Origin of the sequence: Sphingomonas nostoxanthinifaciens, from assembly GCF_019930585.1 — a bacterium.
Taxonomy (GTDB): Bacteria; Pseudomonadota; Alphaproteobacteria; order Sphingomonadales; family Sphingomonadaceae; genus Sphingomonas_I; species Sphingomonas_I nostoxanthinifaciens.
The window spans coordinates 258,041-273,167 of sequence record NZ_CP082839.1 but is presented as its reverse complement, the minus strand read 5'-3'; the positions used below and the strand labels follow the sequence as shown (position 1 = coordinate 273,167).

Annotated in this window: 9 protein-coding genes and 1 pseudogene; 8 read left to right on the top strand and 2 right to left on the bottom strand. The window is 69.2% G+C overall.

Going from position 1 to position 15,127, the window contains the following annotated elements:
- Positions 1-4: 4 nt before the first annotated feature.
- Positions 5-223, bottom strand: a complete 219-nt coding sequence (locus K8P63_RS01310) for a hypothetical protein (protein WP_223798091.1) — start codon at positions 221-223, stop codon at positions 5-7.
- A gap of 175 nt (positions 224-398) precedes the next feature.
- On the opposite strand from K8P63_RS01310, the gene K8P63_RS01305 reads away from it, so the two are divergent.
- The 5 genes and pseudogenes from K8P63_RS01305 to K8P63_RS20915 all read left to right on the top strand — a co-directional run.
- Entirely contained in the window at positions 399-1,580 is a 1,182-nt protein-coding gene (locus K8P63_RS01305; protein ID WP_223798090.1) for an efflux RND transporter periplasmic adaptor subunit, read from the top strand.
- Between the two features lie 5 nt (positions 1,581-1,585).
- Positions 1,586-4,777 (top strand): efflux RND transporter permease subunit, encoded by a 3,192-nt coding sequence (locus tag K8P63_RS01300; RefSeq protein WP_223798089.1) that lies wholly within the window; start codon positions 1,586-1,588, stop codon positions 4,775-4,777.
- Positions 4,774-6,312: an efflux transporter outer membrane subunit gene (locus K8P63_RS01295; protein WP_223798088.1), complete on the top strand. Its 1,539-nt coding sequence runs from the start codon at positions 4,774-4,776 to the stop codon at positions 6,310-6,312. The genes K8P63_RS01300 and K8P63_RS01295 overlap by 4 nt, the downstream gene beginning before the upstream one ends.
- 71 nt (positions 6,313-6,383) lie before the next feature.
- A complete protein-coding gene (locus K8P63_RS01290) occupies positions 6,384-7,901 on the top strand; it encodes an alpha/beta hydrolase family protein (RefSeq protein ID WP_223798087.1) in 1,518 nt (505 codons plus the stop codon).
- Positions 7,902-9,223: 1,322 nt separating this feature from the next.
- Positions 9,224-9,325 (top strand): annotated as a pseudogene (locus K8P63_RS20915) (PEPxxWA-CTERM sorting domain-containing protein); the annotation flags it as partial.
- Between the two features lie 76 nt (positions 9,326-9,401).
- Here K8P63_RS20915 and wrbA read toward each other — a convergent pair.
- On the bottom strand, positions 9,402-10,001 hold the full coding sequence (gene wrbA / locus K8P63_RS01280) for an NAD(P)H:quinone oxidoreductase (RefSeq protein WP_223798085.1): 600 nt from the start codon (positions 9,999-10,001) through the stop codon (positions 9,402-9,404).
- Between the two features lie 116 nt (positions 10,002-10,117).
- Between wrbA and K8P63_RS01275 the strand changes: the two genes are divergently transcribed.
- Genes K8P63_RS01275 through K8P63_RS01265 form a run of 3 tightly spaced genes read left to right on the top strand, consistent with a single transcriptional unit; the run spans position 10,118 to position 15,076 of the window.
- A complete protein-coding gene (locus tag K8P63_RS01275; protein ID WP_223798084.1) occupies positions 10,118-11,044 on the top strand; it encodes a LysR family transcriptional regulator in 927 nt (308 codons plus the stop codon).
- 11 nt (positions 11,045-11,055) lie between these two features.
- Entirely contained in the window at positions 11,056-13,197 is a 2,142-nt protein-coding gene (gene ligA / locus K8P63_RS01270) for an NAD-dependent DNA ligase LigA (protein ID WP_223799919.1), read from the top strand.
- A 37-nt stretch (positions 13,198-13,234) separates the two neighbouring features.
- Positions 13,235-15,076 (top strand): CHASE3 domain-containing protein, encoded by a 1,842-nt coding sequence (locus tag K8P63_RS01265; protein ID WP_223798083.1) that lies wholly within the window; start codon positions 13,235-13,237, stop codon positions 15,074-15,076.
- Positions 15,077-15,127 lie beyond the last annotated feature (51 nt).

Genomic DNA, 15,127 nt, shown 5'->3' with positions numbered 1-15,127 from the left:
GGCTTCAGGTCGCCCCGAGCGACCCCGAATAATACCAGCGCCGCGTCGCCTGCGTCCGCACGAGATCGCAGCCGCAGTCGCGACAGCGCGACCGTAACGTCCCTTCGGTAAAGATCAGCCGCACGCGCCGTGCGCGGTGCTGCCCGGTCGTGCAGGTCGCCGGCTGCATATGATCGTCCTCGCCCATCGTCGCCTCCTCCGGCCGACGATCGCGCCCGCGCATTACCCGCGCATTTCGGCGCTGCGGCAGACCGGTTCAGCAATGTTTCACGTCGGCAATCATGTCGCTTGCATTCTACTAGACCGATCGGTACAGAATGGCCGATCAGTCCACCCCGGCCCTTGATTCCGCACCTGCACACTGCGTTCGACGGCCCGCCCTGACCTTGGATGACAATATGAAGCGCGTATTTTCGAGCGGGCTGATGCTCGCGCTGTTGGCCAGCTGCGGCAGGCAAGCGCCCCCGCCGCCGCCCCCGCCGCAGGTCGCGGTCGCGCGGCCGCTGCTGCGCCAGGTGACCGACTGGGACGATTATGTCGGCCGATTCGAGGCGGTGCAGGACGTGACCGTCACCCCGCGCGTATCGGGCACGATCACGCAGATCCTGTTCCGCAACGGCCAGGACGTCAGGGCCGGGCAGGTGCTGTTCGTCGTCGATCCGCGCCCCTATGTCGCCGCCTATCAGCAGGCGGTTGCCGCCACCGGCCGCGCGCAGGCGACCCTCGCCAATGCGCAGACCGAGCTCGATCGCGCGCAGAAATTGCGCGGCCTGCAGGCGGTTAGCCAGGAGGAACTCGAGACCAAGCAGGCGAACCTGCGGACCGCCGCCGCCGACGTGCGTGCCGATCAGGCGGCGCAGAATGCCGCCAAGCTCAACGTCGAGTTCACGACCGTCCGCGCGCCGGTGTCGGGCCGCGTCTCGGATCGGCGCATCAGCCTGGGCGACGTCGTCAGCGCCAACACGACCCAGCTCACCCGCGTGGTGACGCTCGATCCGATCTGGTTCACCTTCGAGGGCGCCGAGAGCCTCTACCTGAAATATGTCCGCGCGGCGGAGAAGGGGCAGCGCGGATCGTCGCGCTCCACCGCCAACCCGGTCGACATCCAGCTCGCCGACGAGAGCGGTTATCACCACCGCGGCAAGATGGTGTTCGTCGACAATGCGATCGATCCGCGCTCCGGCACGATCCGCGCGCATGCCGAGCTGGCCAACGGCGATCATATGCTGACGCCCGGCATGTTCGGCCGCGCGCGTCTGCTCGGTTCGGGCGCATACCAGGCGATGCTGCTGCCCGACGAGGCGATCAGCACCGACCAGACGCGCAAGCTGGTCTACGTCGTCGGCCCCGACAACAAGGTCGCGCCGCACGAAGTGACGATCGGGCCGATCGTGGAGGGTCTGCGCGTCATCCGCACCGGCATCGCCGCCGGCGACCAGGTCGTGCTCGACGGCCTGACCGTGCTGCAGCCCGGCGCGCCCGTCACGCCGAAGCTCGGCCAGATCAAGCCGCGCGCGCCCGACGACACCCCCGGAGAAACGCTCTCCGCCCCTCCCGCAGCGACGGCAACGGCGAAGTAAATCCCATGCGCTTTCCGCACTTCTTCATCGAGCGGCCGATCTTCGCGGCGGTCCTGTCCGTCCTGATCGTCGTGTTCGGGCTGGTGGCCTATCCGCTGCTGCCCGTCGCCCAATATCCCGACATCGCGCCGCCGACCGTGGTCGTGACGGCGAGCTTCCCCGGCGCGACCGCAGAGACGCTGGCCGAGACGGTGGCGACGCCGCTCGAACAGTCGATCAACGGCGTCGAGCACATGCTCTACATGTCGTCCTCGTCGACCGGCGACGGCAATCTGACGATCACTGTCACCTTCGAGCAGGGCGCCAACGTCGACCAGAGCCAGGTGCTGGTGCAGAACCGCGTCACCACCGCCGAGCCGCGCCTGCCCGACGAGGTGCGCCAGATCGGCGTGACCGTCGAGAAGAACTCGCCCGACATCCTGATGGCGGCGATGTTCATCTCGCCCGACAAGTCGCTGTCGCCATCCTACATGTCCAACTACGCTACGCTGCAGATCGTCGACCGGGTCAGCCGCATCAAGGGCGTCGGCCGCGTGCAGCTGTTCGGCGGACGCGACTACAATATGCGCGTCTGGATCGACCCCGATCGCGCCGCCGCGCTCAACATGACCGTCGACGAGGTGATCGCGGCGATCCGTGCGCAGAACGTGCAGGTCGCGGCGGGATCGATCGGCCAGCCGCCGTTCAATCGCGGCGCCACCGCCTTCCAGCTCGGCATCCAGACCAAGGGACGGCTGTCGAGCCCGCAGGAATTCCGCGACATCATCGTGCGGACCGACGATCAGGGCCGCGTCACCCATCTGGGCGACGTCGCGCGTGTGGAGCTCGGCGCGCAGGATTATGGCGTGAACGCCTATCTGTCGAACGTGCCGACGGTGGCGATGGTCGTGCAGCAGCTGCCCGGATCCAACGCGCTCGCCACCGCGCAGGCGGTGCGCGACGAGCTGGAGCGCTCGTCCAAGTCCTTCCCCAAGGGCATGGAATATCGCATCCCGTACCACCCGACCGATTACATCCAGGAATCGATCTCGGCCGTGCAGCATACGCTGGGCGAGGCGATCGTGCTGGTCGCGATCGTGGTGCTGATCTTCCTGCAGAGCTGGCGTGCGGCGATCGTCCCGATCATCGCGATCCCGGTCTCGCTGGTCGGCGCGTTCGCGGTGCTGGCGGCTTTCGGCTTCAGCCTCAACAACCTGTCATTGTTCGGGCTCGTGCTCGCGATCGGCATCGTCGTCGACGACGCGATCGTCGTGGTCGAGAACATCGCGCGCCTGATGGAGGAGGAAGGACTCGATCCGCGCGAGGCTGCGCACAAGACGATGGACGAGGTGTCGGGCGCATTGGTCGCGATCGCGCTGGTGCTGATGGGCGTGTTCATCCCGACATCGTTCATCCCGGGCATTTCGGGCCAGTTCTACCGCCAGTTCGCGCTCACCATCGTCAGCGCGACCGCCATCTCCGCCTTCGTCTCGCTGACGTTGTCGCCGGCGCTTGCCGCTTTGATCCTGAAGAAGCCGGAGGAGCATCACGCCACGCCGCGCGCAGGCTGGCGCGGCTGGCCGCGGCGCTTCGCCAACGGCTTCAACCACGGCTTCGAGCGGCTGAGCGACCGTTACGGCCGGTTCACGGCGCGCGCGGTGCGCACGCTCGCGCTGGTCGGCATCGCCTATGTCTGCCTGATCGGGCTGGCGGGCTGGCGCTTCTATGCGACCCCCACCGGCTTCATCCCGGCGCAGGACCAGGGCTATCTGATCGGCGTCATCCAGATGCCGCCGGGCGCCTCGCTCCAGCGCACCGACGAGGTGCTGCGCGCGGCGCAGAAGATCGCGCTCGCCAACCCCGCGACCGAGAATACCGTCGCCTTCGCCGGCTTCGACGGCGCGACCTTCACCAATGCCCCCAATACGGCGGCGATGTTCGTCGCGCTGAAGCCGCAGAAGGATCGCGAGGCCGCCGACAAGGTGACCGCCGAGCTGCGCCAGAAGCTGGGCGCGGTCACCGCCGGCCTCGTGCTGGTCGTGCCACCGCCGCCCGTCCAGGGCATCGGCACCGGCGGCGGCTACAAGATGATCATCGAGGATCGTCGCGGCGCCGATTATCGCGGTCTGGAGAAGGCGACCTATGCGATGATGGGGGCGGCCAACCAGACCCCCGGCCTCGCCGCGGTCTTCACGACCTACAACACCAAGACGCCGCGCCTGTTCGCCGACATCGATCGCGAGCGCGCCGAGAAGCTTGGCCTGCCGGTGGAGAACATCTTCTCGACGCTCAACACCTATCTCGGCTCGACTTACATCAACGACTTCAACTTCCTCGGTCGCACCTATCGCGTGACCGCACAGGCCGACGCGCCGTTCCGCGACGAGATCGGCGATATCGGGCAGCTGAAGGCGCGCGCCAGTTCGGGCACGATGGTGCCGCTCGATGCGGTGCTGAAGCTGCGCAACGATAGCGGGCCGTATCGCGTGGTGCGCTACAACCTCTATCCCGCGACCGAGCTGCAGGGCGACACCGCCCCCGGCTACTCGTCGGGCCAGTCGCTGCGCGCGCTGGAGGGGCTGGCGGCGAAATTGCTGCCGGCGGGCTACACCTTCGAGTGGACCGAGCTCGCGCTGCAGCAGCAGAGCGCCGGCAATACCGGCATCCTCGTCTTCGGCCTCGCGGTGCTGTTCGTCTTCCTGCTGCTCGCGGCGAATTACGAGAGCCTCGTGCTGCCGCTGGCGGTGATCCTGATCGTGCCGATGTGCCTGCTCGCCGCGATCATCGGCGTCGACGTGATGGGGCGCGACAACAACATCCTGACGCAGATCGGCCTGGTCGTGCTCGTCGGCCTCGCCGCCAAGAACGCCATCCTGATCGTCGAGTTCGCCAAGCAGGATGAGGAGGACGACAATCTCGATCCCGAGCATGCCGCCGAGCGCGCCGCGCAGCAGCGCCTGCGCCCGATCCTGATGACGTCGGTCGCGTTCATCCTCGGTACGCTGCCGCTCGTGATCGACTCGGGGCCGGGCTCGGAGATGCGGCAGGCACTCGGCATCGCGGTGTTCTTCGGGATGATCGGCGTGACCTGCTTCGGCCTGTTGTTCACGCCGAGCTTCTACGTGATCTCGCGCCGGTTCGGCATGTGGATACGGCGCCAATATGATCGACTGCGGCCGCACGCCCGCGATGCGCGGCCGGTGGAGGACGCCGCATGAGCCGCTCGCTCACCCGCTTCGCGCCGCTGGTGGCGCTGCTGCTCGGCGGCTGCATGGTTGGCCCGAATTATCGGCAGCCGATGCCGCCGCCGACCGCCACCGCGAGCTTCGTCGATCCCGGCGCGAGCGCGCAGGCGCTGCCGTCCAACTGGTGGCGGCTCTACGCGGACCCGACGCTCGACGCGCTGGTGGACGAGGCGCTGCGCCACAATATCGACGTGCGCGTCGCCGCCGCCAACCTCACCAAGGCGCGCTACGTGCTGTCCGAGGCACGTGCCGGCCGGCTGCCGACCACCAACTCGACCGCCGGCTATACCCGCCAGCGCATCGGCGCCGACCAGCTCGGCACGACCACCGGCACCACCACCACCGGTGCCGGCGCGACCGGCGGGACGGGAACGGGCGTGGGCACGGGCATCGGCGCCGGCACCGGCACGACCACCGGCATCGCCTCCACCGCGAGCGGCTACACGTTCGATTACTACAATCTCGGCTTCAACGTGTCGTACGAGCTCGATCTGTTCGGCGGCGTCAGCCGCTCAATCGAGGCGGCGCGCGGCGACTATGCGGTGGCGGCGGCGGCGCTCGATGCGGCGCGCGTCACCGTCGCGGCGGAGACGGCGCGCTCCTATGCCGATGTGTGCGGCTATGCCGTGCAGGCGGCGAGCGCGCGCGAGACGATCGATCTGCAGGCGCGCACGCTCGACCTCACCAACCGCCTGAACGAAGGCGGCCGTGGCACGCAGCGCGACGTCGATCAGGCGCGCACGCTGTACGAGCAGGCACGCGCCGAATTGCCGACGATCGAGGGCGAGCAGCGCGCGGCGCTCGCGGCGCTGGCGACGCTCACCGGCCGCACGCCGGCGGCGCTCGACCCAGTGATCGCGAGCTGCGGCAAGATCCCGCAGCTCGCCGCACCCTTGCCCGCCGGCGACGGCCGCACCCTGCTCGCGCGCCGGCCCGACGTGCGCCGTGCCGAGCGCCAGCTGGCGGCCGACACGGCGCGGATCGGCGTCGCGGTGGCGGATCTCTATCCGACGATCACGCTCGCGGGCGCGGTGTCGCTGGGCTCCACCCGCATCGGCGACATCGGCAAGGCGCGATCGTTCGGTTACTCGCTCGGGCCGCTCATCTCGTGGAACTTCCCGATCCAGAGCGCGGCGCGCGCCCGCGTGCACGAGGCGCGGGCGACCGCCGAGGGCTCGCTCGCGAGCTTCGACGGCGCGATCCTGACCGCGTTGAAGGAAACCGAACAGGCGCTCGCGCGGCTGGATGCCGAGCAACGACGCAACGCCGCGCTGCAGGCGGCATACACGGCGGCCGCCGACGCGGCCAAGCTGTCGCGCTACCGCTTCGATTACGGCTCGGACAGCTTCTTCCAGCTGCTCGATGCCGAGCGGACGCGCGCGCAGGCGAGCGCGGCGCTGGCCACCTCCTCGACCGCGCTGATCGACGATCAGGTCGATCTGTTCCGCGCGCTCGGTGGCGGCTGGGAGGAGGCGCCGCCGGTCACGACCGTGTCCGCGCAGAAATAGGCGCGCGACGGGGCTGACGATCGACGCCATTGCTTGCTATCACCCGGCCATAACAAGGTCGGGAGAGGGCCGTGGTTGTACGGGGTTGGACGATAGGGCTGTGCGCCGCGATCGCGCTCGCGGCGCCGATCGCGGTCGCGGCGCAGCAGGCCGAGCTGTCGGGCGAGGCCGCCCGGCAGGACATGATGCGCCAGCTCGGCGTCACGGGCATGAACTCCGGCCCCAGCGCCGATCCCCACGCGCCCGACGCCGCCAATTACGACGAGGCCAAGGCGACTCCCTATCCCGACCTGCCCGATCCGCTGCGCACCGACGCGGGCGCGCCGGTCACGACGGCGAAGCAATGGTGGACGCAGCGCCGGCCCGAGATCGTCGCCGCCTACGAACGCGACGTGTACGGCCGCGTGCCCGACAGCGCGCCGCGGATCGACTGGCGCGTCGCCATCACCGATCATGAGCGGGTCGGCTTCACGCCGGTGATCGCCCGGCGCGTGATCGGCCATGCCGAGGACCCCGCCGCGCCCGGCATCGCCGTCGACATCCGCATGACCGTGGTCGTGCCCGCCGCCGCGAAGGGGCCGGTGCCGCTGCTGGTGATGTTCGGCCGCGACGACTTTCCCTTGCCGTCCGAGCCGTCGCGCGCCGACTATGAGCGGATCGACGCAGCGCTCAAGGCGCTGCTGGCGAAGCAGGATCCGGCGCTGGGGCCGGTCTTCGCCGCGCACCCGGCCTTCATGCTGCACCCGCAGCCGCCCTTCCGCCTGCCCGAGCGCGACGCGCATGGCGATTACCCCCGGCCCGATCAGATCATCGCCGCCGGCTGGGGCTATGCGTTGCTCGACAGCGACACGATCCAGCCCGACGATGCCGGCGCGCTCCAGCGCGGCGTGATCGGCCTCGCCAATCGCGGGCGCCCGCGCACCCCCGAGCAATGGGGCGTGCTGCGCGCCTGGGCATGGGGCGCGAGCCGCGCGTTCGATTTCCTGAGCAAGGATCCGGCGATCGATCCGCATCGCATCGGCATCGAGGGCGTCTCGCGCTACGGCAAGGCGGCGTTGCTGACGATGGCGTTCGACCAGCGTTTCGCGGTCGTGCTCGTGGGCTCGTCGGGCAAGGGCGGCGCCACGTTGCTGCGCCGCAATTTCGGCGAGGCGGTGACGAGCCTGAGCGGCGGCAGCCATTATTGGATGGCGGGCAATTTCCTGCGCTATGGCGCCGCTGCCGGCCGCGACGTGCGCACCGCGAAAGACCTGCCGGTCGATTCGCACGAGCTGATCGCCCTGTGCGCGCCGCGGCCGGTATTCGTCAGTTATGGCGTGCCCGAAGCGGGCGACGCGCAATGGCTCGATCATCGCGGCAGCCTGATGGCGACGATCGCGGCCGGCCGCGTCTATCGCCTGCTCGGCGCGAAGGATCTCGGCCTCGGCGACGATTATCGCAACGCCACGCTGCCGCCGGTCAATACCGGCCCGATCGGCGGGGCGCTGGCGTGGCGGCAGCATGACGGCGGCCATACCGACACGCCGAACCTCACCTATTTCCTCAATTGGGCCGACGCCCAGCTCCGCGTCGGCGCCGCCAAACTGTAATAACTATTAATTAACCGCGTCACCCATGGCCACACGGCCGATTGGGGAGGATGTACATGCGTTCCAAGCTTTTTTTCGCGGCCCTGGCTGCCGCCGCACCGCTGATGCCCGCGCACGCGACGGTGTTCACGCCCGGCAATCTGGTCGTCAGCGTCTACGGCAATGGCGACAATTCGGGCGTCTATAGCGATAACCAGGCATCGCCGATCGTGCTGCAGGAGCTGACCACCAGCGGCCAGAAGGTCAGCACGACGACGCTGTCGCAGACGACCAAGGTCGTCAACGGCGTCACCCAATATGCGGTGTCGGGCGAATATGGCTCGTCGTCGGAAGGCTTCCTGCAGTTGAGCGGCGACGGCCATTCGCTCGTCATCGCCGGCTATGCGGTCAATGCCGCCACCTACAATGCCGGCGGCGCGGCGGTGTACGGCAATGCCGCGCTCGCCCAGTCGACCAGCATCCAGGGCGGAGCCAGCACCGCCGTCGCGCGCGTGGTGGCGCAGATCGGCGCCGACGGCACGGTCGACAGCAGCACCGCGCTCTACAACGTCTTCAACACCAACAATCCGCGCAGCGTCGCCACGCTCGACGGCAGCTCCTTCTACGTCTCCGGCCAGGGCGTGAAGGGCGACACCACCACCGGCCTGTTCGTGGCGAGCAAGGGCGCGAGCAGCGCGACCGCGGTGACCGGCAACGGCCAGGACACGCGCGACGTGCAGATCGTCAACGGCGCGGTCTACGTCTCGGCCGACGTCAAGAATGCCAACACCGCGATCGGCACGCTGCCGCTCGGCGCGACCAACGCCGGCACGCCCACCGCGCTGAACGGCTTCGCGCCGACGGTCACGCTCACCGCCGGCGAGGCCAACGGCATCAACAACAGCCGCATCGGCAAGACGGTCTACATCAGCCCCGAGCAGTTTTTCTTCGCCGACGCGAACACGCTCTACGTCGCCGACAGCGGGCTGCCGAAGAATGGCAACACCAATGCCGCCGGCCTGGGCGACGGCGGCCTGCAGAAGTGGATCTATGACGGCACGACCTGGACGCTGGCCTACACGCTGTCGGCCGGGCTCAACCTCGTCAACAATGCCGGCACGTCGGGCACGACCGGATTGTTCGGACTGACCGGCACGGTGATCGACGGCAACGTCTATCTCTACGCCACCAATTCGACGATCGGCGACCTCGACCAGAGCTATCTCTACGCGATCACCGACTCGCTCGCGGCGACCACGCTGCCCGGCGAAACGTTCAGCACGATCTATACCGCCGCCGCCGACACCAAGATCAAGGGTGTGGCGTTCGCGCCGACCTTGGCCGCCGCGGTGCCCGAGCCGGCGAGCTGGGCGATGATGCTGGCGGGCTTCGGCCTGGTCGGCGGCCTTGCCCGTCGCCGCCGCGTCACGGTCCGCTTCGCGTAACGGCACACGCGCCGGACAAAGAAAAAGCCGCCGGCCCGCGAGGGTCGGCGGCTTTTCTTTTTGATCCCGCCGCGTCTTACCCGAAGATCTTGGCCGCGATCTCGGCGACGTGCTTGCCCTGGAAGCGTGCGCCGTCCAGTTCGACCGCGCTCGGCTGGCGGCTGCCGTCGCCATTGGCGATCGTGGTCGCGCCATAAGGGCTGCCGCCATGCACTTCGGCCACGCCCATCTGGCCCTGGAAGCTGTAGGGCAGGCCGACGATCACCATGCCGAAATGCAGCAGGTTGGTGATGCCGGAAAACAGGGTCGTCTCCTGGCCGCCATGCTGGCTGGCGGTCGAGCCGAACACGCTGCCGACCTTGCCGTTGAGCTTGCCGGTCGCCCACAGCCCACCCGCCTGATCGAGGAACGCCGCGACCTGCGACGGCATCCGGCCGAAGCGCGTCGGCATGCCGAGGATGATCGCGTCATAATCCGCCAGCTCGGCGACCGTCGCGACCGGCGCTGCCTGGTCGAGCTTGAAGTGCGCGGCCTTGGCCACCTCTTCCGGCGCGGTCTCGGGAACGCGCTTCACCTCGACCGTCGCGCCGGCGCTCCGCGCGCCTTCGGCCACCGCCGCCGCCATCTGCTCGATATGGCCGTAGCTCGAATAATAAAGAACCAGAACCTTGCTCATCGTCGATCTCCGTCGCGCGGCCGAACCGAAGGGCGTCGCGGCGATGCACCATTAGGGCTTGGCGTCGCACGAAAAAACCGCATTGATGGCAAGGCACCCATGACGGAATTTGACCGATGAGCCTGCCCGATTTCGACGCCTGGGCGATCTTCGCCAAGATCGCGCAGACCGGATCGTTCGTTCGCGCCGCGACCGAGCTCGGCCTGTCGAAGCCGACCGTGTCGAAGGCGGTGACGCGGCTGGAGGCGCGGCTCGGCGCGCCTTTGCTCCACCGCACCTCGCGCCGCCTGTCGCTGACCGAGACCGGGCGCACCGCGCTCGCCCGCGCCGCGCGGATCCTCGCCGAGGGCGAGGCCGCCGAGGCCGAGGCCTCCGACCAGGCCGAGCATCCGCGCGGGCTCGTCCGCCTGTCGGCGCCGATGTCGTTCGGCATGGAGCATCTGGCGCCGCTGCTGCCCGAATTCCTGACGCTTTATCCCGACGTCGATCTCGACCTGCAGCTGAGCGACGCGCTGGTCGATCTGGTCGGCGACGGCTTCGATCTGGCGGTGCGCATCGCGCGGCTGACCGATTCGAGCCTGCGCGCTCGGCGCCTGTGCGCGGTGCGGATGCCGCTGGTGGCGGCGCCCGATTATCTGGCGCGCCACGGCCGGCCGGAGCATCCGCGCGACCTCGCCCACCATCAGATGTTCATCTACACCAACGCCGCCACGCCCGAGGTGATGCGGCTGCACCATCCGATCGAGGGCGACTATAGCGTGCCGACGCGCGGCCGGCTGCGATCGAACAATGGCGAGGCGTTCCTGCACAGCCTGCATGCCGGGCTCGGCATCGCCGTGCTCCCCGAATTCCTGCTGTGGCGCGATCTGCGCAATTGCCAGCTGGAACAGATATTGCCCGACTGGGGCCTGTCGCCGGTGGCGCTCAACCTCATCACCCCGCCCAATCCGCTGCGACCGGCGCGGGTGCGCGTGCTGATCGATTTCCTCGCGACGCGCCTCGCCACCGCGCCGTGGGCGGTTGACCGGTCGGAGGCGGCATGATGAAGGACGCCATGATCGATCCCGCCGCCCTGAGCGAGGCCGAGGCCGCCGCCGCGCTGGAGCAACTGGCGGCCGAGATCGCGCACCATAATCGCCGCTATCACGACGCGGACGCGCCGGAGATTTCGGACGCCGAGTATGACGCGCTGGTGCGCCGCAACGCCGCGCTGGAGGCGGCCTTCCCAGCTTTGGTGCGGAGCGACAGTCCGAGCGCGCAGGTCGGCGCCGAGCCGACATCGGCGCTGGGCAAGATCCGCCATGCGATGCGGATGATGAGCCTCGACAACGGCTTTTCGGACGAGGACATTGCCGAATTCGTGGCGCGCGTCCGCCGCTATCTGGCGCTGCCCGAGGATGCGGTGGTGACGCTGACCGCCGAGCCGAAGATCGACGGCCTGTCCTGCTCGCTGCGCTACGAGAAAGGTGCGCTCGTCCAGGCGGCGACGCGCGGCGACGGCACCACCGGCGAAGACGTGACGCCCAACGTCCGCACGATCGGCGACATCGCGCAGGTGCTGGCGGGCGACGACGTGCCCGACGTGTTCGAGGTGCGCGGCGAGATCTACATGGCGAAGGCCGATTTCAGCGCGCTCAACGCCCGCCTGCTGGCCGAGGCAGACGATCCTGCCAAGGCGCGCCAGTTCGCCAATCCGCGCAACGCCGCCGCCGGTTCACTGCGCCAGAAGGATGCGGCCGTCACCGCCAGCCGACCGCTGCGCTTCCTCGCCCACGGCTGGGGCGAGACGAGCGCGCTGCCCGCCGACACGCAGGCCGGCGTGATGCACGCGATCGCGCGCTGGGGACTGCCGGTGTCCGACATGCTGACCCGCGTCGACACGCTCGACGCGCTGGTGGGCCATTATCGCATGATCGAGGCGGAGCGGGCCGAGCTGCCGTTCGATATCGACGGCGTCGTCTACAAGGTCGACCGGCTCGACTGGCAGCAGCGGCTGGGCTTCGTCGCCAAGGCACCGCGCTGGGCGATCGCGCACAAATTCCCGGCCGAGCGCGCGCAGACCACGCTGGAAGCGATCGACATCCAGGTCGGCCGCACCGGCAAGCTCACCCCCGTCGGGCGGTTGGTGCCGGTGACGGTGGGCGGCGTGGTCGTCTCGAACGTGACGCTGCACAATGCCGACGAGATAGCGCGGCTGGGCGTGCGGCCGGGCGACCGGATCATCGTCCAGCGCGCGGGCGACGTGATCCCGCAGGTCGTCGAGAATCTGACGCCGGACGAACCGCGCGACGCCTACGTCTTCCCCGATCACTGCCCGGTCTGCGGATCGGAGGCGGTGCGCGAGGAAGGCGAGGTCGACGTGCGTTGCACCGGCGGGCTCGTCTGCGCGGCGCAACGGTTCGAGCGGCTGCGCCATTTCGTCAGCCGCGGCGCGCTCGACATCGAGGGGCTCGGCGAGAAATCGATCGAGGAGTTCATCACCCTCGGCTGGATCCGCGAGCCGGCGGACATCTTTCGCCTCGGCGCGCATCGCGACGACCTGCTCGGGCGCGAGGGGTGGAAGGAGAAGTCGGTCGACAACCTCCTCGCCGCGATCGAGGCAAAGCGGGCGCCCGATGCGGCGCGGCTGCTGTTCGGGCTCGGCATTCGCCATGTCGGCATCGTCACGGCGCGCGACCTGCTCAAGCGCTACACCACGCTCGACGCGATCCGCGCGCTCGCCGACGCGCTCATCGCGTTGCGCGACGGCTTCCAGCGCGCGCTGGGCGAGGAGGAGGGCCGCTTCCGCAACCGGATGGACAAGGCGATCGCCGAATTGATCGGGGTCGAGAATGTCGGCGCGGCGGTGGGCCACGCGCTCGCGGATTTCTTCCACGAGCCGCACAATGTGCAGGTGTGGGACGATCTGCTCGCCGCCGTGTCGCCGCCCGACTTCGTCGTCGAGACGCAGGCGAGCCGCGTGTCGGGCAAGACGGTGGTGTTTACCGGCAAGCTCGAGACGATGAGCCGCGACGAGGCGAAGGGGCAGGCCGAACGGCTGGGGGCCAAGACCGCCGGCTCGGTCTCCACCAAGACGGATCTGGTCGTCGCCGGGCCGGGCGCGGGCACAAAGCTGAAGCAGGCCGAGACGCTCGGCATCGAGGTGATCGACGAGGCGCGCTGGGCGGAGATCGTCGCCGCGGCCGGCGCGGGCTAGGATCATCTCACGCGCGAGCCGGCTTGCGCGAGCGCGCATGCGCCCCCACAATATCGACGACATGCCGCGCGCCACCCTCCGCCGCGTACCGTTGATGCCGCTGGCGGGGCTCGCAATCACCGTCGTCGCCGGCATCGCTGCGCTCGTGCTGAGCTTCGGGGTCGCGCGCGCCAATCACTGGATCGCGCACAGCATCCGCACGCAGGTGGGCATCATCGCGGTCGGCGAGCGGCTGAGCGCCTACGAATCGGGCTTTCGCGGCTATCTCGTCCGCCGCAATCCAAGCATGCTGGACGAGGCCGAGACCGCGCGCACCGACCTGCAGCAGCGGCTCGTCGTGCTCGCCCACGAGACCGCCGACGATCCGGTGCAGCGGCAGCGCGCGGCCGAGCTCGCGCGGCTGATCGCGGCGCGCGTCGACGGCGCCGAGGAGCTGATCCACATCCGCGCGCGGGGCACGATCGATTCGCTGCCGGCGATCTCGCGCACCCGCCTGCTGATGGATCGGATCCGCGCCCAGATCGCGGCGATGTTCGGCGAAGAGGAACGGCGTCTCGCCGTGCGCCAGCGCTGGCTGCAGACGCTCACCGTAGGGCTCGCGCTGTTCCTCGTCGGCGCGGTGCTGGTCGTGGTGGTGGTGGCCTACCTGACGGTCAGCGATGCCGCCGTCCGGTATGCCGAGCTGGAGCAGGCGCACGACGAAACGCGCGTCGAGATGCAGAAGCGTGAAATGGCCGAAAGCCAGTTGCGCCAGATGCAGAAGATGGAGACGATCGGCCAGCTTGCCGGCGGTATCGCGCACGATTTCAACAACATGCTGGCGATCATCATCGGCAATCTGGATATGGCGCGCCGCCATCAGCCGGATCAGCCCGAGCGGGTGTCGCACGGCATTGCGACCGCGCTGGACGGTGCGGCGCGCGCCGCGGCGCTCGTGCGGCGGCTGCTCGCCGTATCGCGCAACCAGCCGCTGTCGCCGATGCCGATCGACGCCAACCAGTTGATCGAGAGCATGTCGGACCTGCTGCGCCGCACGCTTGGCGAGCGCTTCACCGTCGAGACGGCGCCGACCGAAGCCCTGTGGACGTGCTTCGCCGATCCGGTGCAGCTCGAGAGCGCGCTGCTCAACCTGGCAGTCAATGCGCGCGATGCGATGCAGGCGCGCGGTGGCCGGCTGACGCTGACCGCCGAAAACGTGGTCTTCGGATCGCCCGCCGACGGGACGTCCGACGGGCTGCTGCCAGGAGACTATGTCGGCATTTCGGTCGGCGATACCGGCGACGGCATGCCCCCCGCGTTGATCGAACGCGCCTTCGATCCGTTCTTCACCACCAAGGAAGTCGGCAAGGGCACCGGGCTCGGGCTCAGCCAGGTGCTGGGTTTCGTGCGCCAGTCGGGCGGCGACGTGACGATCACCTCCCGCGTCGGCGCCGGCACGATCGTGCGGCTGCTGCTGCCGCGCCACCACGGGGCGGTGGCGCCGGTCCAGCCGATATCGACGCGCATCGCGGCGCGGGCGAATACCGGCGAAACGATCCTGGTGGTGGAGGACGAACCCCATGTCCGTCACTTCTCGGCCGATGCCCTGAGCGAGCTCGGCTACACCGTGCTCGCCGCATCGAACGGCGCGGAGGCGCTGCAGCTGATCGAACGGCCGGGCGAGATCGCCTTGCTTTTCACCGACATGGTGATGCCTGGGCTTTCGGGCCGCGCGCTCGCCGAACAGGCGCGGCAGATGCGGCCGGGGCTGCGCGTGCTCTATACCACCGGCTATGCCCGCGACGAGGGCGAGGCGGCGAGCGTCGGCACGATCCTGCCCAAGCCCTTCACCATGGCGCAACTCGCGCAGAAGGTCCGCGCCGCGCTCGACGCGCATTGATCCGCCCCGCGTTCAGCAACGATCCAGCGCACAGCCGCCACGACAGGCTAT